This is a genomic window from Streptomyces sp. NPDC052396, from assembly GCF_044593195.1.
Taxonomy (GTDB): Bacteria; Actinomycetota; Actinomycetes; order Streptomycetales; family Streptomycetaceae; genus Streptomyces.
On record NZ_JBIUAW010000018.1, the window covers coordinates 49,337 to 69,579 of the forward strand.

Consider the following 20,243-nt stretch of genomic DNA (forward strand, 5'->3'; position numbering starts at 1 on the left):
AGACATCGCCCATTGGTCATCATGATGTGGCCACTGACACGCCGGTCGTCCCACGAGGCGCCCGGGCGTTACCGACGGCCAGCAGGGACAGCACGGCGCACCACACATAGGCGCCGCCGGGCCAGGCCAGCGGGGCCGGGTAGGGCAGCGGATGCGGAAGCGCGTCTTCCAGGCGGACCAGGACCGATTCCAGGCGGGTGACCAGGACCAGGGCCCAGGCCGCCAGCGTCAGGCGGGTCAACGCCCGGTGCCGGGACGGTCCGTGGGCCAGCCACATCAGGGCGGGCAGCACCCAGATCCAGTGATGCTTCCAGGAGATGGGGCACAGCAGGAGCCCATAGAGCTCCACGGTGACCAGGATGCCCAGCGGGTCCTCGTCACGCATGGCAGCCCACAGCGCGCGGATGGCCAGAACGGTCACCAGGGCCAGTGCCGCCCACCACAGCGGGCCGCCGGCGGGGTCCTGGCCGAGGAGCCTGCTGAGCGCGCCGCGCAGGGACTGGTTGCGCACCGACCAGACGGGCCCGATCCGGTGGGTGTCCAGAACCAGGGCGGTCCAGTAGCGCGCCGACTCACGCGGGGCGAGCCACCAGCCCAGCGCGGTGGCCGCACCGCCGGCGGCCAGGGCCCAGAGCGCCGGCCGCCACTGCCGGGTGGCCAGCAGATACAGGCCGCCGAAGGCGGGGGTGAGCTTCACCGCGGTGGCCAGGCCGAGGGCGGCGCCCCGGCCGGCCGCCGTCCGCAGCCGGGTCAGCCCGGCCAGCACCAGGGCGGCCAGGATCAGGTTGACCTGGCCCTGGTCCAGGGTGTGCCGCACCGGTTCCAGCCAGAGGCCGGCCGCCGTCCACAGCAGCGCCCGGGACCTCGCCCGTCCCCTGGGGACGGGGGCCGGCAGGCGGCCGGCGCAGTGCGCGATGACGAACAGGGCGGCGACCGAGGCCAGTTGCCACAGCAGGTACACCACCGTCCAGGGCAGGCGGGACAGCGGCAGGAACACCAGGGCGGCGAACGGCGGGTAGGTGAAGGACAGCAGGCGCAGCGGCGGCACGGTGCGCAGCTGGAAGCCGTACAGATCCCCGGAGAGCAGATGCGGGGCCGCCTCCCGGTACACCCGAAGATCCATGGTGTCGGGCGGGAAGAAGCCGTAGGCCAGGACATGGGCGGCCAGCGAGGCCGCCAGGCACCAGGCGGCATGGCGGGTGAGCCACCCGCCCACCGCATGCCGGAGGGCCGCCCGCCCCGTGTCGCGGGGCGGGCGGCCCGTCAGAACATCCTGGTTCACGGCGGACACTGTGGCGTGGCAGCACGGGCGGATGAGCCCATTGCTCCGTCGGCGGCATGTCCCGCCGGCGGCCCTTGACGGCCTGCGCAAGGAGCTGGCCGAGCTCACCAAGGCCGCCGAGGAGGCCGACCCGGCCGCTTGCGCCGCCGCCGACCACCGGCTGTGCACCCGCCTCGCGGCCCTCAGCCCCAACGCGCTGCTGCGCTCGCGCTACGCCACCCTGCTCTCCCTCACCGAACCCGAGGGCACCGAAGACCTGCGGGAACGCTGCCGGCGGCAGGCCGCCCTCATCGACGCCCCGGAGGCCCGCGACCGCGCCAAGGCCCTGGAACCGACCCGGCCGGGCTGACGGTTAGGGTGCGCCCATGAGCTCACAGGAATACCTCTCCCAACTGTTCTCCCTCGACGGCAGGGTCGCCCTGGTGACCGGCGGAAGCTCGGGCATCGGCCGGGCCATAGCCGTCGCCCTCGGCCGGGCGGGGGCCAGAGTGGTGATCGTGGCCCGGCGGGAGGCGGAACTGGCCGACACCGTGGCCGAGTTGACCGGCCACGGCTGCCGGTCCGCCTGGGTGAGTGCCGACCTCGGCACCCGCGAGGGCGTGCGCACCGCGGCGGAACGGGCCGTCGAAGCCTTCGGCGAGCCCGACATCCTGGTCAACTGCGCCGGGATCAACCTGCGGCCGCCGATGAGCGAGCTGGGCGAGGACGTCTGGGACACCACCATGGCCGTCAATCTGGACGCCCCCTTCCTGCTGGGGCAGCGGTTCGGACCCGGCATGGCCGAACGGGGCTTCGGCCGCATCATCCATGTCTCCTCGCAGCAGGCGCACCGGGCATTCGTCCAGAGCGGCGCCTATGGAGTCTCCAAGGGCGCGCTGGAGTCCCTGGCCCGCTCCCAGGCCGAGGCCTGGTCGCCGCACGGCGTCACCTGCAACACCCTGGTGCCGGGCTTTGTGATGACCCCGCTCAACGCCCGGCTGTCCAGCGACCCGCAGAAGGTGGCCGCGCTGGCCGCCCGTACGCTCACCGGCCGCAATGGCCTGGCCGAGGACTTCGCGGGCGCGGCGGTGTTCCTGGCCGGCCAGGGCTCCGGCTATGTCACCGGGCAGACGCTGTTCGTGGACGGCGGGTTCTCCGTGCACTGACCCGTCATCCCCTCGATCGGGTAGGCCGCCGCCGGTTTCCGCCCCGCCCGGCAGCCGCCCCGCGTAGCGTCCGGATTCCAGAATTCCGTTACCTGGGAGGCGGAGGGGCGCATGCGGCGCAGGGATGTACTGCGGTACGGAGCGGCGGCGGCCGGGGCGGCCGGCATCGGCGTCCCGGCCGCCGGGCGAGCGGCGGCCCGCGGCGGCCGGCGGGTGGCCGTGCTGGGAGCGGGGGTGGGCGGGCTGACCGCCGCCCATGAACTGGCCGAGCGGGGCTTTGAGGTGACCGTCTATGAGCGCCGGTCCGTCCCCGGTGGCAAGGCCCGTACCCTCTACGCCCCGCACACCGGCACCGGCGGCCGCCGTGACCTCCCCGGGGAGCACGGCCACCGGGCGGTGTTCGGCTTCTACCACAACCTGCCCGACACCCTGCGGCGCATCCCGCTCCCCGGCGGCGGCACCGTCCATGACAACCTCGCCACCGTGGGGTGGATCGAACTCGCCCGCACCGGCGGCCGGCTGACCACCCCGATCCCGCTGCGGGGCTGGAAGCCCGCACCGGCCGACGCCGGATCCCTGGTCACCTCGCTGACCGGGCTGATCGGCGAGAACCTGCGGCTGCCGCCCTGGGAATCCGCCTTCCTGGCCAAGCAGTTCGCCATCCAGCTCACCAGCTGCACCGAGCGCCGGTTCGGGCAGTGGGAGTACCTGGACTGGTGGCACTACATCCAGGCCGACCGGATGTCGCGGGACTACCAGCGGCTGTGGGGCGGCGGCGTGCACATCCTCCAGGCCCTCAACCCCCGGACCGCCAGCACCCGCACCTGCGGCCAGGGCTTCGAGGCCATCTTCTGCGACCTGGCGGGCCGAGGCAGCGACGGACCCCCGGACCGGGTCTTCAACGGCCCCACCAGCGAGGCATGGATCGAGCCCTGGGCCGCCCAGCTGCGGGCCCTGGGCGTGCGGTTCGCCTTCGGCCGGTCGGTCGAAACCCTCCGGCTGCGCCAGGGCCGTATCGAGACGGCCGCCGCGCGCGGCCCCGACGGCCGGCTCGGCCGGATCGACGCCGACTGGTTTATCGCCGCGGTACCGGCCGACCGCGCGGCACGGCTGTGGGACTCCGCGCTGCGCGCCGCCGACCCACGGCTGGCGGGCATGGAGGGGCTGCGGCACACCTGGTGCAATGGCATCCAGTTCTTCCTGCCCCGGCCGGCGGACGTCATCCAGGGCCATATCGAGCATGTGGACTCGCCGTGGAAGCTGGTCTCCATCCCGCAGTCCGCCTTCTGGCGCGCCCCCTTCGCCCGTACCTGGGGGGACGGCACCGCGCAGCAGTCACTGTCGGTGGACATCTCGGACTGGGAGACGCCGGGCCCGCTGTACGGCAAGCCCGCGCGGAACTGCACCCGGGCGGAGGTCGCCCAGGAGGTGTGGGCCCAGCTGAGGGCCGGCCTCAAGGGGCTGGACGAGACACCGCCCCGCCAGTGGTACCTGGACGAGGCGATCACCGAGGAAGGCGGTCAACTGCGCAATGACGACCCCTTCTTGATGAACACCACCGGTTCCTGGGACCTGCGGCCGGAGGCCACCACCACGGTGGGCAACCTCTTCCTGGCCGCGGACTATGTCCGTACCCACAGCAATATCGACTTCGCCTCGATGGAGACCGCCAACGAGGCCGGCCGGCGGGCGGCCGCCGGGGTACTGGCCGCCGCCGGGGTGTCCCAGGAGGTACGCACCTTCCAGGGCTATGAGCCACCGGAGCTGGCGGCGGCCAAGGAGGACGACCGGGACCGCTGGCGGCAGGGCCTGCCGCACCGGCTGGACACCGAACGGCGCTGATCAGCCCGCCATGCCCGGACAACGGCGCAGCGCCCGCACGCAGTTGCGGACGTAGGCCCGCTGGAACAGCGGCACCAGAGGCCCCGCGGCCCTGCTGTACCAGCGGGCCGGGCGGCTGAAGGCGGTCACCGTCAGGCGCACGTCCTCCGCCCCGTCGATGGTCACCACAAAGGACTCCTCCCCGCACTCCGGATGGCCCGGCAGGGTGCCATAGGCGAAGCCGGTGCGCCATGCGCCGCGCTCGGCCCACACCACCTCACAGGGTGCCTCCACACGCAGCGGGCCCAGGGCCACGGTGGGGGTCACCCGGACACCCGGGGCGGCCGGCGGGGTGTCCCTGGCGATCCGGACGCCTGCCGCCCGGTGCATGTCCCAGCCCAGCACGGCCTCGCCCGCCGCCTCGAACACCGCCCGGCCCCGGCCGAGATAGCCGCTGTGGCGGAGATGGTGGTAGCCGGCCGGCAGGGTGTCCCGCCGGGTGGCGCCGGCCTCGGGGTAGCTGAAGGAAGTCATCCCCCGCAGTATGCGACACCGGTCTCCGGGCGGACTCATACCGGGGTATCACCCCGGAATTCGCCCCTGGGGAGGGCGCGCCCGGACCGTTCCGCTCCCTAGAGTCCTGGCGTCGGACGGTGCACGGGAGGAGCGGACATGGCGGAAGCGGTCGGACAGTTGAAGCGCAGGGCCGTGGTGGCAGCGGGCACCCTGGCGCTCTCCGGGGTGCTGCAGGTATTCGCATCGAGTGCCGGGGCCGCGGGCGCGGCCACCCGGCCACAGTTGCCGGAGCCCACGGGCCGGTACGCGGTGGGGACGACCGTCCGCCAGTTCACCGACCCCTCCCGCAAGGACCCCTGGCATCCCGAGCGCGGCCCTCGCCAGGTGGCGGTGAGCTTCTGGTACCCGGCCGCCCGGGGCGCGGCGCACGGTGGGACGGTGCCGCAGATGCGGCGGGACGCGGCGGTCCACTTCGGGTCCGCGGACGGTGCCGGGCACGGCAACTACGGCGTCCCGGCCGGCGCGGTGGACTGGGCGGCCACCAGGACCCACGCCCACCGGGACGCCCCGCCGGCCAGGGGCACCGGGCCGTGCCCGGTGGTGCTCTACTCCGCCGGGCTGGGCGATCCGCGCACCTGGAACACCACCCTGGTCGAGGAGCTGGCCTCGCGCGGCTATGTGGTGGTCACCCTCGACCACACCTATGACTCCTCCGAAGTCGCCCTCTCCGGCGGCCGGTTGGCGACCTCGGTGCTGCCCGGCTACGCGGGCCGGCCCGGGACGGATGTGGGGGCCCTGCTGCGCAAGGCGGTCCGGGCCCGGGTGGACGACACCCGCTTCGTCCTGGACCGCCTCGGCGACCCCGCCCTGCGCGCCGGGCTGCCGCCGCGCCTGGCCGGGGCGATGGACCTGGGGCACATCGGCATGGCGGGGCAGTCGGCGGGCGGCTTCACCGCCCTGCAGACCATGCACGACGACCGCCGGATCAAGGCCGCGGTCAATATGGACGGGACGCTGGCGTTCCCCGGCCCCGACGGCACCGGCAGCCATCTGAGCCAGGTGGCCAGGGAGGGTGTCGACCGGCCGTTCCTGCTGATGGGCACGGAGTCCGCCGACTCCGGCCCGTACCGGCGCCAGCCCTCCTGGAAGGCGCTGTGGGAGCACTCGCGCGGCTGGCGCGGCGATGTCACCCTGGCCGGCTCCCGGCACGGTGTCTACACCGACGCCGCCTCGCTGCTGCCCCAGGCGGCGGCGCGCGGGGAGGTGCCCCGGGAGACGGTGCGCGAGGACATCGGCACGGTACGGCCGGGGCGCGCGGTCGCCATGATGCGCGGCCAGGTCACCGCGTTCTTCGACCGCTTCCTGCGCGGGCGCGGGCGCGGGTGAGCCCGGGCTCGCTCACAGCGTCGCTCCGCTGCCCGCCGGGCCGTAGAGGTCGAGCAGCCGGGTCCGGGCCGCGCGCAGCCGCTTGCCGATGACCTCGGCGACATACAGCAGCAGCGCATGGTCCAGCGCCGGGTTGCCGGCGCACAGCTCGCGGACCTCCTCGGCGTTGAACTCCCAGGCTCGCACCGGGCTGGTGGCCTCGGCGCCCAGGTGCCACTGCCGGGGCAGGAAGAGCCAGGACCAGCCCAGCAGTTCCCCCGCGCCAATGGTCTCGATCACGGCGGCCCGGCGGCCGGGCACATGCAGGTCGAGGGCGACGGTGCCGGTGTGCACCACCCAGAAGCGGTCGGCCCGCCCGCCCTCGTCGAAGATCCGGGTGCCCAGCGGGAAGGACACCTCGTGGGCGACGGCCAGCAGGGCCTCCCGGCCGCCCTCGGGCAGCGAGGCGAACAGTCCGGTCCGCGCGGAAGCCATGGCCTTCTCCCATCGGGTCGTACACCGCGGCGGAACGACGGCGCGACGCCGGTCGCGACGCTCCGTTCCGGTTGCCTTCTCAGCGTGATCACACCGCCGACGGCCCCGCACGCCGAGCGGGCCCGGAGTGCGCCACATGGCGCCCCGGGCCGTCCGGAGCGTCACTCCGGCGGCCGGTGTGCGATCACCGGCAAGAGGTGGTGACGATGGAAGGTGAGCGGTCCGGCCCCCGGCCAGGGGGCACTCCCCGCGCCTTGGGTAACACGCAGGCAAAGGAGGACGAGCATGGTTTCCGCTCCCGAGTCATCCACCGGAAAGGCCCAGGCCGCCACCGGCCTGACGCTGTTCGCGGCCGTGATGATGCTGATCGGGGGATTCCTCAATCTCTTCCGCGGCATCATGGCCATACTCCACAACGCGGTGTACCTCAAGACACCCGACTACGTCTTCAAGTTCAGCCTGGCGGGCTGGGGTTGGGTACACCTCTTCCTCGGCATCGCGGCGATCATGATCGGCGTAGGGCTGTTCAGGATCTCGTTGTGGGCCAGAATCCTGGGAATTGTGATCGCGGCGCTGCTGCTGATCTCCAACTTCCTTTCCCTTCCCTACTATCCGGTGTGGTCGATCGTGCTGATAGCCCTGTATGCCTTTGTCATCTGGGGCCTGTGCGTGGTGCGCAGGGAGGAGGAGCCCGCCCGGGGCAGCGGCTGGTGAACGGCCGCCGGCCCCGGTTCCGGCGCAAGCATTGACGGAAGGTCCGTACCAACTCACCGTCCGTGACGGAAGGGGGGTGCGGCATGAACCGTCCGAAAACACATCTGCTGGGCCTCTGCCCGGCGGCAGCCACAGTGGTGCAACTGCTGGTCGCCGCCGGGCCGAGGCCACTGCGCGTGGACCACGGCCGCCGGGACGGATCCCCATCCCGGGGGTGGACCCGCGGCGACAACCTCAGGGCGCCGCAAGACCATTGAGGCCGGCGCCGGCGAGGGCGGCCGGCGCGTCGCCGCCCTCGGTGCGCCGGTAGACCACCCGCCGCCCGACCCGGGTCCCGGCCACCAGCCCGGCCTCGCGCAGCACGGCCAGATGGCCGCCGTCGGGGCCCTGTCCGTCCTGGCGGCCCTGATCCCGCTGGCCTCCGCCACGGTGCGGGGGCTGCCGCACGCCGCGCCCCGTTGATGTGCGGGCCGTCCGTGGCCGGTCGCGCCCACGCGGCGGAGCCGCAAGAGCGCAGCCGTCTCGCGCTCCTATCGGGCGCCGGCCAGCCCGATGCGCAGGAAACGCGGCCGGTACAGGTCCGCGCGGCGGATGGTGTCCGCCGGGTCCAGGCTGTTGACGTTGTAGGAGACCACCAGCTCGCCGCGGTGCGCCAACTCCGGGTGCTCATGCGGGTTGTAGGCGATCACCCGGGCGTTGTGGTACGTCCCGTACGGGCCGGCCTCCGGCGCCCGGAACACCGTCCGGGGCCGGCCGAAGGGGCCGCCGGGGGCCCGGGACCAGGCCAGTTGGAGCTCGGCGCTGAACGGCCGGTCCGAGCGCTGGGTCAGCAGCGCGTACCAGTGGCCGTGCCGCACCACGCTGAACTCGTCCGAGGTGCGCAGTGCCCGCCCGCCGGGGCCGGTCAGCCGGGCCGAGTCCGCCTCGTGCCGGGACCAGGTGCCGCCCCGGGTCAGATAGCTCCAGGCGCCCCGCAGGCCCGGCCCCGAGGTGCGGGCCAGATGTGCGAACGAGCCGCCGCCCGGGGCGCGTTCGGCCCCGTAGACATACGCCCCGTGCCCATGCGGCGCCAGCCAGGCGCCCCAGGAGATCCCGGCGGCGGACGGCAGCGGGGTGAGCGAGTCCGGCCGGTCCAGGCGGCCGGAGCGGAAGGAGGCCAGCACCGTTCCGCGCCAGGCGATGTCCAGCGGGCCGGGGCCGGCGGGCGCGTACCGGGCGTAGACGATCTCGGCGCCCCGCCCGGCGGGCAGTCCCGCGCGGGCCCAGTACCAGTCCCGGCCCGTACCCGGCACCGGAGCGTCCGGGCGCCCGGCCGCGTCCCGCCCGGTGACGGTGCGCGCTCCGGCGGCGCCGATGAGCACAAAGCTGTTGTGGACAAACGGCGTTGAGCCGCCGTCGCCCAGCACGGGGGAGCGGGAGCCGTCGGGCCGCACCGTGCCCAGGAAGGTGTCGGAGAACACCCATAGCTCCCCCTCGGCCGTCGGCACCGAGTAGGTGCTGTCGCCGCCGGTCCAGTGGCGTGGCGAGGCATCGCGGTCGGCATAGCCGCCGAAGGCCCGGTCCAGGGCGGTGAAGGCGCGCACCCAGGCGACCCGTGGCGGGCCGGCGGCAGGGGGAGCGGCGGACGGAGCCGCGGCACAGGCCACCACCAGGGCTGCCGCCACGGCCCAGCGCGATGGCCGGGGAATCCTCATGGAACGGGCCAACGAGCCACCACCCACCGGCGGTTATCACTCGTACCGGTGATTGCGGGGCCCCGCCGGGGCGCGGACCCTGGAAGCAGGGCGCCGCGGTACGGGGGAAGTTCGGGGGAGGCGGCCATGAACGGCATGGTGCCGGTGACCACCCAGCACAATGACAACCGGCGCACCGGCGCCAACCTGCGGGAAACAGCACTCTCCCCGGGCAGCGTCGGCCCCGCCACCTTCGGGAGGCTCTTCAGCCGCGCCGTGGACGGCCATGTCTACGCCCAGCCACTGGTGGTGCCGGATGTCCAACTGCCCGGCGGGGCGCGCCGGGACATCGTCTATGTGGCCACCATGCACAACAGCCTCTATGCCTTCGACGCCCAACGGGCCGAGGCCGCCGACCCGTTGTGGCACACCTCGCTGGGCCCCTCGGTGCCCCTCCCGGACCCTGAGGTCGGCCCGTCCGGCTACCGGGACATCGCCGTCGAGGTGGGCATCGTCAGCACCCCCGTGATCGACCCGGTGCGCAAGGTGCTGTACGCGGTGGCCTTCACCAAGGACCGCACCGGCTACCACCACACCCTGCACGCCCTCGGCCTGGCCGACGGGCGGGAGGCGCTGGGCGGCCCGGTCCGGCTGACCGCCGATGTCCCCGGCACCGGCGAGGGGAGCCAGGGCGGCCGGATCGCCTTCGACAGCCGGCGCCAGCTTCAGCGGGCCGCACTGACCCTGGCCAACGGACGGGTGTACACGGCCTTCGCCTCCTATGGCGACCGACAGCCCTACCACGGCTGGGTGCTGGCCCATGATGCCGCCACCCTCGCCCCGGCCGGAGCCTTTATCACCACCCCCGGCACCGGACTGGGCGGCATCTGGCAGGCCGGCCAGGGCCCGGCGGTGGACGAGGCCGGCGCGCTGTACCTGATCACCGGCAACGGCGGCTTCCGCACGGACGGCTCCAACCTGGGCGACTGTGTGGTCAAGCTCCACCCCGACCTCACCGTGGCCGACTGGTTCGCCCCGTTCAACAACGCCCAACTGAACGCCATCGACGCCGATCTGGGCTCGGCCGGGCCACTGCTGCTGCCCGGCACCACCCGGCTGGCCGGCGGCGGCAAGGAGAGCCGGCTCTATCTGCTGGACACCGCCGCCCTGGGGCACTTCCGCGCCGGTGCCGACAGCCAGATCCCGCAGAGCTTCCTGGTCTGCCCGCCCGACGCACAGACCCACCACATCCATGGCGGGCCGGTGTACTGGGACTTCCCCGGCGGCCCCTGGATCTACCTCTGGCCGGAGAACGCCTTTCTGCGCGCCTACCGCTTCACCGGCGGACGCTTCACCACCACCCCGGTGTCCATCAGCACCACCACCGACCCCACCGGCGTACCCGGCGGCTCACCGGGCATGCCGGGCGGCGCGCTGTCCGTCTCCGCCCATGGCGCCGACCCCGCCGGCGGCCTGCTGTGGGCCTCCCACCCCTACCGGGAGAACGCCAATCTGGCCGTGGTGGACGGGGTGTTGCGCGCCTACGCGGCCGCCGACCTGCGCCGGGAGGTATGGAACAGCGAACAGCGCCCGGAGCGCGACCGGGTGGGCTCCTACGCCAAGTTCGTGCCGCCCACCGTGTCCGGCGGCAAGGTGTATCTGCCCACCTTCAGCAAGACGCTCCAGGTGTACGGGCTGCTGCGCTGACGGCCGTCCCGCCACCGAAGGAGGCCGTCAGTCGCCCAGGCCCGCTTCCTCCAGATCAAGGGTGCGCTGCAGCCGGCGCCGGGTCAGATGGCTTATCCGGTTGGCTTCGTAGAGGCGCTGGAGTTCGCCGGACTCCACCGCTATCAGCGCGCGGCGGATCTCGCTGTAGGCGTCCGCGTCGCGGGGGGCCGATTCATCGGCGTCGGCGTCGGCCTGGCGGCAGCGGGCCTCCAGGTGGCGGCGGGCCTGTTTGAGGGCGGTCTCGGGGGCGGCCTCCAGTTCCTCCAGCTGTTCCAGTTCGGCCAGCGCGGCCCGGGCCAGTCGCAGCCGGGCCTCCGCCTCCTCGCGGGCGGTGTGCTCGGGCTCCAGGGCTATGCCGGAGCGGCGCACCACGGGGGCCAGGGTGAAGCCCTGGACGATCAGGGTGAGGGCCACCACTCCAGTGGTCAGGGTGAGGATCAGCGGCCGGTGCGGCAGCGGGGACCCGGCATGGGTGGTCAGCGGAATGGACAGCGCGGCGGCCAGCGGCATCACGCCCCGGGTGCCGGCCCAGGACATCACGGCGGGCACCCGCCAGGAGATCCGGCTGCTGCCGCGGCGGTACTGCATCAGCGCCGACAGCGGGAAGACCCACAGCAGCCGCACCGCCAGCACGGTGGCCGCCACCGCCGGCACCCACAGCGGCCAGCCATGCTCATCGGCGGCCAACTGACGGACCAGGGTGGGCAGTTCCAGACCGATCAGGGCGAAGATCACGCTCTCCAGCAGGAAGACCACGGTGTTGTAGACCGCGTGCACCTGGAGCCGGATGGGGGCGTTGGTCAGCCTGTGGCCGGTGCCGCCCAGGATCACTCCGGCGACCACCACGGCGGTCACCCCGGAGGTGTGCAGCTCCTCCGCCAGGACGTAGGAGGCATAGGGCGTGATCAGGGCGATGACCGTCTCCAGGACGGGGTCCTCGGTGCGCCGGCGGATCAGCATCACCGCGCCGGCGACCGAGCCGCCGACCAGGGCGCCGCCACCGGCCAGCAGGACGAACTGCCCGGCGGCCGAGGGGATGGACACCGCCCCCGCGGCCACCGCGGTGCCCACCGCGACCTTGAACAGCACCAGTGAGGTGGCGTCGTTGAACAGGCTCTCGGCCTGCACCATCACCTGCACCCGGGGCGGCAGGGACAGCCGGCGGCCCAGGGCGGTCACCGCCACCGGGTCGGTGCTGGCCAGTACGGCGCCCAGGACGAAGGCGGCGGAGGCGGAGAGCGGGGTGAGCGCCGAGGCGACCATGCCCACCGCCAGGGCCGAGGCCAGCACCAGTCCGAAGGCGAGGATGGCCACCGGCCGCCAGACCGCGCGCAGTTCGCGGCCGGACATCTCCTCGGCGGAGGCGTACAGCAGCGGCGGCAGCACCAGCACGCTGATCACCTGCGGTGATACATGGATGTCCGGAACCCAGGGCAGCAGCCCCACCACCAGCCCGGCCACCACCAGCAGGGATGGCGCGGGCAGACTCCAGTGCCGGGCGCCGGTCGCCACCGCCGTGGCCAGGACCACCAGGAGCAGAACAATGGTCAGGCCGGTCATGGAAGGTTCCCCCGTCGGTTGCGGCTCTACGATCTCGCTGCCGACCAGACTTCCCGGCACCCCATCTGCAACTTTATAGGATTTAAGTGACGGTCAGGGGGTGGGTGGGGGAATGCCCTTGGGGGTGCGGCCGGGCCGGCCCGGAGGCCGGCCCGGGGCCGCGCGGTCAGCCGTCCGTCGGCGTGCGGCGCTCGCGCAGCCGGCCGGTGACGGCCAGGGCCAGCGCCAGTCCGCCGGTGAAGTACAGCTGCACCCGGGTGCCGGCGTCCAGGGTCATCAGCGCCAGCGTTCCGGCCACTCCGGCCAGCGTCACCCAGGTCAGATAAGGGAAGCCCCACATCCGCACGGTCAGCTTCTCCGGTGCCTCGCGCTCCAGTCTGCGGCGCAGCCGCAGCTGGGAGGCGGCGATAAAGCCCCACACCACCAGCACCGCGGCGCCGACCATATTGAGCAGCCAGGCGAAGACCGTGGTGGGCCACCACAGGGACAGCAGCACGGCGAAGAAGCCGAAGGCACAGGAGGCGAGCACCGCGCGGCGCGGCACCCGGCCGGAGACCTTGGCCAGCGCCCGGGGTCCCTGGCCACGGGCGACCAGGGAGTAGGCCATGCGCGAGGAGCCATAGATATTGGCGTTCATCGCCGACAGCAGGGCGACCAGGACGACCACATTCATGATCTGCCCGCCGCCGGGGACGCCCAGCCGGTCCAGCACCGCGGCATAGGGGCCCTCCTCGGTGATGGCCTTGTCGTGCCAGGGCACCAGAGTGACGATCACCAGCATGGAGCCGACATAGACGACACCGATCCGCCACATGGTGGTGCGCACCGCCTTGGCCACCCCGCGGGCCGGGTCCTGGGACTCGGCGGCGGCGATGGTGACCGTCTCCAGCCCGCCGTAGGCGACCACCGAGGTCAGCAGGCCCACCAGCAGCCCGCCCATGCCGGTGGGCAGGAAACCGCCGTCGTGCAGTAGGTGCGTGGTGCCGGGGGAGCCGCCGGGCAGCACACCTGCGACGGCGAGCGCGCCGAGCACCAGGAAGAGCGCGATGGCGCCGATCTTCAGGGCGGCGAACCAGAACTCCAGCTCGCCGAAGCTGGACACCGCCGCCAGATTGGCTCCGCAGAACAGCGCCATCAGCAGCAGCACCCACAGCCAGGCGGGGGTGCCCGGGAACCAGCCCTGCAGGATGTGCGCCGCGCCGATCGCCTCGACGGCCACGCCCACCACCAGCAGGATCCAGAACATCCACCCCGCGGTGAACCCGGCCCAGGGGCCGAGGGCGCGGTCGGCGTGCACCGAGAAGGACCCGGAGGCCGGGTTGGCGGCGGACATCTCGCCCAGCATCCGCATCACAAACATCACCAGCACGCCGGACACCGCATAGGCGAGCACAATCGACGGCCCGGCCGCGGCGATCCCGGCCCCCGAGCCCACAAAGAGCCCGGCGCCGATCACTCCGCCGAGGGCGATCATCGAAAGGTGCCGCTGCTTGAGGCCGTTGGAGAGCGGGGCGGTCCGCTCAGTGGCCCGCCGCGTGGGGGGCGGGGGTGTGAGTGTCCGAGTCATGGTCACGCCTGTCCGATATACGAGATCCGGTAGGTGGCGAGTATGGGCAACCCGGACATGGTGCCGCCATCGCGTCCGTTATCCGGACAGGCGGCTTACGTAGCGTGATGGTGACGCTCCGGTAGCCGGTACGCCCCGGCGGTCCCGGACGGCCCGCCGGACCGTCAACTCCACATCGTCCGGGGTGAGTTGGGAGGCACCGTACGCACTGAAGTTCGCCCGGCGCATGCCCGGCTGGTGGCGAATGTTCCGGATGGCCGGGGGAATGCTTCGCCCGGTGCCGAACATGGAAACGGTGATCGCGTCAAGGTGACCCTTCGCCGCAGTTTCCAGCGCGCCGCCAACCCTCCTCAGCCGCGCGAACGGGGGATGAGAGGTGCTCCACGCCGCACGCGACCACAGCGCTGAACGCGACCACAGCCCCGAACGCGACCACAGCCCCGAACGTGACCACCGCCTCGCCCAGGACCCGGTAGCCATCGTCGGACTGGCCGGAATGTTCCCCGGCGCCCGGAACCTGCGCGAGTTCTGGGACAACGTGGTGGCCGGACGCGACTGCCTGCGGGAGGTCCCCGCCGCCTGGTGGGAGCTGGAGGACTACTACGACCCCGACCCCTTCGCCCCCGACAAGACCTATGGCCGCCGCGGCGGCTTCCTGACACCGGTCGTCTTCGACCCCATGGAGTTCGGCCTGCCGCCCAGGACCCTGGACTCCACCGGCCTGGTCCAGCTGCTGAGCCTGATGGTCGCCCGCGAGGTGCTGCGCGACGCCGCCCGTGGCCGCACCGACTGGTACGACCCCGCACGCACCGGAGTGGTGCTCGGCGTCTGCGGCACCAACACCACCCTGATTCCGCTCGCCGCCCGGCTGCTGGCGCCACCCCTGCTCAAGGCCATGCTCAGCCGGGGCGTTCCCGAGCGGGAGGCCCGCCACTTCACCCGGGTCTACCTGGCGGGCCTGCCGCGCTGGACGGAGGACTCCTTCCCCGGAATCCTCGGCAATGTGGTCTCCGGCCGGATCGCCAACCGGCTGGACCTGCGCGCCGCCAACCACACCGTGGACGCCGCCTGCGCCAGCTCACTGGCCGCCCTGCGCGGCGCCGTCGACGAACTCACCACCCGCCGCGCCGACTTGATGATCACCGGCGGCTGTGACGCCGACAACTCCATCGTGTCCTTTATGTGCTTCAGCAAGACCCCCGCCCTCTCCTTCAGCGGCCGGGTACGGCCCTTCGACGCCGAGGCCGACGGCACCCTGATCGGCGAGGGCATCGGCATGCTGGCCCTCAAACGCCTGGCCGACGCCGAACGCGACGGCGACCGCGTCTACGCGGTCCTGCGCGGCCTGGGTAGTTCCAGCGACGGCATCGGCAAGAGCATCTACGCGCCCTGCGGCCAGGGCCAGCTCACCGCGATGCGCCGCGCCTACCGGGACGCCGGCTGCGCACCCGCCTCCGTCGGGCTCATCGAGGCCCATGGCACCGGCACCCCGGCCGGCGACGAGGTCGAACTCACCGCCCTCAACGAGCTGCTGGCCACCGACGGGGAGAGCCGCCGGGTCGCGGTCGGCAGCATCAAGTCGCAGATCGGGCACACCAAGGCCGCCGCCGGAGCGGCCGGACTGATCAAAACGGCGCTGGCCCTGCACCACCGGCTGCTGCCGCCGACCATCAACATCGACAAACCCAGCGCCCCCGCCGCCGGCGACGGCGCCGTCTACCTCAACACCACCGCCCGGCCCTGGATCACCGACCCGGCCCGGCCGGTGCGCCGCGCCGGGGTGTCCTCCTTCGGCTTCGGCGGCGTCAACTACCACGCCGTACTGGAGGAACACCCCTCGGGCGCCCCGCACATCCTGCACCAGGCGCCCCGGGCCCGCCTCTGGCACGCCCAGGACCCCGAGGCGCTGCTGGAACTGCTGGAAAGCGGCGCCGAACCCGGCGACGACGGCCCGGTGCCACCCGGACACGCCCGGCTCGGCTATGTGGCGGCGGACGAAGACCACCACACCCGGCTGCTCGCCCTGGCCACCCGGCAGTTGCGGGAGCACCGGGAGGCCGGCCAGTGGCGGCGGGAAGGCATCCACTACCGCCGCACCGCCCTCCCGGACGGCACCGGCATCGGCGCCCTGTTCGCCGGACAGGGCGGCCAGTACCCCGGCATGGGACGCACCGCCCTGCTCACCATCCCCCCGCTGCGCGCCGCCTTTGACGCCGCCAACGCCCTGTGGCCCTCGGGGGAGAGCCTGGCCCGGGCCGTCTTCCCGCCGCCCGGCGGACCCGAGGAGAGCTCCGGCACCGGCCCGCTGCACCGCACCGCCTACGCCCAGCCGGCCATCGGTGCGCTCAGCGCCGGACAGTACCGGTACCTGCGCGAACTGGGCCTGGAATTCGGGGCCCTGCTCGGACACAGCTTCGGGGAACTGACCGCCCTGTGGGCGGCCGGAGTCTTCGACGACCAGGCGCTGCACCAGCTGGCCCGGGCCCGTGGCACCGCCATGGAACAGCGGCCCGAGCCCGGTTCCGACCCCGGCGCCATGGCCGCCGTACGCACCACCACCGGGCGGCTGGACGAACTGCTCGCCGCCTTTCCGCAGTTGACGGTCTGCAACCGCAACGCCCCCGAGGAGCAGGTGGTGGGCGGGCCCACCGCCGAGGTGGAGCGGTTCATCGGACACTGCCTCCAGCGATCCATCGCCGCCCGCCGGCTGCCCGTCGCGGCGGCCTTCCACACCTCGCTGATGGCCCATGCCGCCGAACCCTTCGCGGCCGCCTGCGCCGCCGTGGACTTCACCGCCCCCGCCCTCCCCGTCCACCCGGGCGCCCCGGGCGCGGCGTACGGGGCGGGGCCGGAGTCCGACCGCCGGACCCTGGTGCAACAGCTGGGCAGCCCGGTGGACTTCACCACCCGGCTGGCGGAGATGTATGCCGCGGGCATCCGGGTATTCGTCGAATTCGGCCCCGGAGACACCCTGTCCCGGCTGGTCCACGCCACCTTCCAGGATCCGGACGTGGCCGCGGTCCCCTGCGACCGGGGCCCGGCCGTGGACGGCGCCATGGCACTGAAGGAGGCGGCACTGCGACTGGCTGTGCTGGGTGCCCCGTTGGCCGGTATCAACCGCTATGACGCCCCGCCCGAGCCGGCGCCGCCCGCCCCGTCCTCCATGGCCCGGCTCCTGGAAGGACCGAGCTTCGCGGCAAGGGCCCGCCAGGCCGAGGCGGCCGAGGCGGAGGCGGCCGAGGCGGAGGCCGGGGAGGGCACCAGGCCCTGGCTGCCCGCCCCCGCCGCGGACGACCCGCTGTCCCTGGCCGCCGCCGAACACCTCAGGGCCCACACCCGCTACCTGGACGGGCAGTTGACGACCGCCAGGGAACTGACCGAGCTGCTGCGCTCCCACGACGCCGACGGCACCGTGGACCAGGCCCTGGCCGACGCCGTCACCGCCATCAGCGAACACGGCCTGGCCCTGGGCGAAGCACACGCCCGGGCCGGCGAAGTCGTCACCCGGCTGCTGCGCGGCACCGACGGCCCGGCACCCCTCCCACCGCACCCCGAGCCCGCCCCGCCACCGCAGCCCCAGGCCCGGCCGGAGACCCAGGACCAGCCGGAGGAGGGCGAACGGGCCGCGCTGGCCGAGCTGTTCGCCGCCGAGGGCAGGCCGCCCCAAGGCGCCCCGGTGAACCTCGCCGAGGTGGACCTGGAGGAGGCGGAGCGCGTCTGCCGGGCCATCCTGGCCGAAAAGACCGGCTATGACGTCGAGATGATCCAGCCGGACATGTACATCCAGGAAGACCTCGGCATCGACTCCCTCAAACAGGTGGAGATCGCGGCCGAGGTATGGCGCCACTATCCCGTCATCCAGCGCGAGGAACTCTTCCGGTTCAGCGAGGCCCGCACCGTGGGCCAACTCAGCGGAATGCTGCGGGAGGTCTTCAGCGACCCCCGCTCCGGCCTCCGCCATGAACACGGCATGCCCTCGGGCCGCGCCCATCCGGCACTGCGCCCGCTGCCCGAGGCGGATGTCCGTACCGACGCCTACCCGGAGCACCCCCAGGCCCTGCTGCTGGACGACGGCGGCCAACTGTGCGCCCTGCTCGGCGAGACCCTGCGCACCCGCGGCTGGCGGACGCGGCACCTGCTCCTGCCGGGAGGCACGGCACGGGAGGCCGACCAGTGGTCCCTGGCCGACTGGACGGAAGAGGAACTGGCGGACCGGCTGGGCGAAGTCCTGGCGGAGAACGGCCGGGTGGACCTGTGCCTGGTCCCGTTCGGCAGGGACACCTCCACCGACGCCGGCCAGGCGGTACGGCGCCTCTCCCACGCCCTGCTGTTCGCCAAACACCTCTGCCCGGTGCTCAAGGAAGCGGCCGGCACCGGCACCCGGGCCGCTTTCCTCACCGTCACCCGGCTCGACGGCGCGCTCGGCCACGCCGGCGCGGGCCGGGACCCGGTCGCCGCCCTGGCCGGCGGGCTGAACGGGCTGGCCAAGACCGTTGCCCTGGAAGCCGTCCCGCTCCACTGCCGGGCCCTGGACTTCGCCCCCGCACTGGACGACCCGATGGTGGCGGAGGCATTCCTCCGGGAAATCCACGACGCGGCCACCGATGTGGTGGAAGTCGCCCATGACACCACCGGACGCCACACCACCACCCTGTCCGGCACCCCGGTACCCCTGCTGCCGCACCCCGAGGACACCGCCGAACTCACCGAGGACGACCTGCTGTTGGTGACCGGCGGCGGCTCCGGCATCACCGCCTGGTGCCTGACCGCCCTCGCCGAGGAACACCGGTGCGGCTATGTCCTCCTCGGCCGGACCCCGCTGACCGGGGAACCGCCCTGGGCCCAGGGCCTGGAGACGGAGGAGGAACTGCGCCAGGCCCTGGGCGAGGACCCGGAAGCAGATGGGCGACTGGCCGCCCTGCTGCGCCTGCGCACCCTGCGTACCACCCTGGACCGGCTGCGCGAACAGGGCGTACCGGCCGACTACCTGGCCGTGGACCTGTGCGACGACCGGGCGGTGACCGAGGCGCTCACCCCACTGGCCTCCCGGATCACCGGGGTCATCCACGCCGCCGGAGTGCTGGGCGACCGCCCGCTGTCGGAGATGACCGCCGCCTCCATCGCGCCGGTGATCGAGACCAAACTCCTGGGCCTGGACCGGATATTGGGGGCACTGGACGGCGAACGGCTCCGGCATCTGACGGTGTTCTCCTCGGTCGCCGGCCTCTGGGGCAATGTGCGCCAGGCCGACTACGCCCTGGCCAATGAGGCCCTGGTGCGCTACGCCGCCGCCGTCAAGGCGGCCCGTCCCCGCATGCGCGTCACGCCCCTGATCTGGGGGCCCTGGCAGGGCGGCATGGCCGAGGCGGTGTACCGGCTGTTCCTCCAGGCCGGCGTCCCGGTGCTGTCCCGAGAGGAGGGGACGGCCCGCTTCCGGGAACAGTGCCGGCCCGGCCACACCGCGGACGGGGTGACGGTCATCGGCCCGCTGGCGCCCTGGCTGCATCGGGTGAGCGAACTGCCGGCCCAGGGACTGACCGCCGAACGCGCCCTGACGGGCTGGGAACGCGAACCGGTGCTGCGCGACCACTGCGTGGAGGGCCATCCGCTGGTGCCGCTGACCGTCCTGGTCGGGGCCGCCCTGAACACCGTGGAGCGCTGCCGGGGCGGCGGAACACCGGTGGTCCGCTGCCGGGACATCCGTATCTCCCGCGGCCTCTACCTCAACGGCGCCCATGCCACCAAGATCGCCCTGCACCTGGAACCCCGGACGCAGCCGGCCGGAGCCCGGGTGCGGATGACCCGGGCCGACGGGCGCAGCGCCGAACAACATCTGACGGGAACCTTCGAGTGGGGCGAGCCGGGCCCGGCCCCCCGCCTGGAACTCCCGCCCCACCGGCCGTCCGGGGAACTCCACCCCTGCTACGCCCAGGGCCTGCTCTTCCATGGCCCCACCCTGGCCGGCCTGCGCGATGTCCTCGAACAGGACGACCGGCACCTGCTGGTCTCGGCACGGCTCGCCGATCCGCCCTTCGCCACGGGCTCCTGCGCGGGCCGGCTGTACAGCCCGTGCCTGGCCGACCTGGCGCTCCAGGTCGCCGCCCTGGTCTCGCACCGCTACCACGACAGCCACTGCCTGCCGGTGGGCGTGGAGCACATCGAACTGTTCGCCCCGCTGCCCGATGACAGCCCCTTCGTCCTCCTGGGCGAGGTGTCCGGCGGCAGCGCGCTCGATGTGCACTGCGACCTCACCGCCTGCGACACCGAAGGGCGGGTGCTCCAGAAGTGGACCCGGGTGCGGATGCTGAACGTCGCCGAGGACCAGGTGGCCCGGATGCTCAGCCAGTTCTTCCCGGCCCCGGACTGAAGGCGGCCGC

General features: G+C 73.3%; 14 protein-coding genes. 7 read left to right on the top strand and 7 right to left on the bottom strand.

Going from position 1 to position 20,243, the window contains the following annotated elements:
* Window positions 1-19: 19 nt before the first annotated feature.
* On the bottom strand, window positions 20-1,282 hold the full coding sequence (locus ACIHFE_RS31335; RefSeq protein WP_400111986.1) for a glycosyltransferase 87 family protein: 1,263 nt from the start codon (window positions 1,280-1,282) through the stop codon (window positions 20-22).
* A 31-nt stretch (window positions 1,283-1,313) separates the two neighbouring features.
* Between ACIHFE_RS31335 and ACIHFE_RS31340 the strand changes: the two genes are divergently transcribed.
* From ACIHFE_RS31340 to ACIHFE_RS31350, 3 genes are all read left to right on the top strand, one after another.
* Window positions 1,314-1,631: an FCD domain-containing protein gene (locus tag ACIHFE_RS31340; protein ID WP_400111988.1), complete on the top strand. Its 318-nt coding sequence runs from the start codon at window positions 1,314-1,316 to the stop codon at window positions 1,629-1,631.
* A gap of 16 nt (window positions 1,632-1,647) precedes the next feature.
* A complete protein-coding gene (locus ACIHFE_RS31345) occupies window positions 1,648-2,427 on the top strand; it encodes an SDR family NAD(P)-dependent oxidoreductase (RefSeq protein ID WP_400111990.1) in 780 nt (259 codons plus the stop codon).
* A 111-nt stretch (window positions 2,428-2,538) separates the two neighbouring features.
* Complete coding sequence (locus ACIHFE_RS31350) at window positions 2,539-4,269, top strand: FAD-dependent oxidoreductase (protein WP_400111992.1); 1,731 nt, start codon at window positions 2,539-2,541, stop codon at window positions 4,267-4,269.
* On the opposite strand, the gene ACIHFE_RS31355 is transcribed toward ACIHFE_RS31350, so the two are convergent.
* Window positions 4,270-4,782: a DUF1990 family protein gene (locus tag ACIHFE_RS31355; RefSeq protein WP_400111994.1), complete on the bottom strand. Its 513-nt coding sequence runs from the start codon at window positions 4,780-4,782 to the stop codon at window positions 4,270-4,272.
* Window positions 4,783-4,920: 138 nt separating this feature from the next.
* On the opposite strand from ACIHFE_RS31355, the gene ACIHFE_RS31360 reads away from it, so the two are divergent.
* Window positions 4,921-6,150, top strand: coding sequence for an alpha/beta hydrolase family protein (locus tag ACIHFE_RS31360; RefSeq protein WP_400111995.1), 1,230 nt, complete (start codon window positions 4,921-4,923; stop codon window positions 6,148-6,150).
* A gap of 12 nt (window positions 6,151-6,162) precedes the next feature.
* On the opposite strand, the gene ACIHFE_RS31365 is transcribed toward ACIHFE_RS31360, so the two are convergent.
* A complete protein-coding gene (locus ACIHFE_RS31365; RefSeq protein WP_400111997.1) occupies window positions 6,163-6,624 on the bottom strand; it encodes a Crp/Fnr family transcriptional regulator in 462 nt (153 codons plus the stop codon).
* 285 nt (window positions 6,625-6,909) lie between these two features.
* Between ACIHFE_RS31365 and ACIHFE_RS31370 the strand changes: the two genes are divergently transcribed.
* On the top strand, window positions 6,910-7,338 hold the full coding sequence (locus ACIHFE_RS31370) for a hypothetical protein (RefSeq protein WP_400111998.1): 429 nt from the start codon (window positions 6,910-6,912) through the stop codon (window positions 7,336-7,338).
* 234 nt (window positions 7,339-7,572) lie between these two features.
* Here ACIHFE_RS31370 and ACIHFE_RS31375 read toward each other — a convergent pair whose 3' ends face one another.
* Entirely contained in the window at window positions 7,573-7,785 is a 213-nt protein-coding gene (locus tag ACIHFE_RS31375) for a hypothetical protein (RefSeq protein WP_400112000.1), read from the bottom strand.
* Between the two features lie 83 nt (window positions 7,786-7,868).
* Window positions 7,869-9,002, bottom strand: coding sequence for a hypothetical protein (locus tag ACIHFE_RS31380; protein ID WP_400112001.1), 1,134 nt, complete (start codon window positions 9,000-9,002; stop codon window positions 7,869-7,871).
* Between the two features lie 156 nt (window positions 9,003-9,158).
* On the opposite strand from ACIHFE_RS31380, the gene ACIHFE_RS31385 reads away from it, so the two are divergent.
* On the top strand, window positions 9,159-10,718 hold the full coding sequence (locus tag ACIHFE_RS31385) for a hypothetical protein (RefSeq protein WP_400112003.1): 1,560 nt from the start codon (window positions 9,159-9,161) through the stop codon (window positions 10,716-10,718).
* Window positions 10,719-10,745: 27 nt separating this feature from the next.
* On the opposite strand, the gene ACIHFE_RS31390 is transcribed toward ACIHFE_RS31385, so the two are convergent.
* Window positions 10,746-12,299, bottom strand: coding sequence for a Na+/H+ antiporter (locus tag ACIHFE_RS31390; protein WP_400112005.1), 1,554 nt, complete (start codon window positions 12,297-12,299; stop codon window positions 10,746-10,748).
* 166 nt (window positions 12,300-12,465) lie between these two features.
* Window positions 12,466-13,866, bottom strand: coding sequence for an amino acid permease (locus ACIHFE_RS31395; protein ID WP_400112007.1), 1,401 nt, complete (start codon window positions 13,864-13,866; stop codon window positions 12,466-12,468).
* Window positions 13,867-14,242: 376 nt separating this feature from the next.
* On the opposite strand from ACIHFE_RS31395, the gene ACIHFE_RS31400 reads away from it, so the two are divergent.
* Window positions 14,243-20,233, top strand: a complete 5,991-nt coding sequence (locus tag ACIHFE_RS31400) for a beta-ketoacyl synthase N-terminal-like domain-containing protein (RefSeq protein ID WP_400112009.1) — start codon at window positions 14,243-14,245, stop codon at window positions 20,231-20,233.
* Window positions 20,234-20,243: the final 10 nt, after the last annotated feature.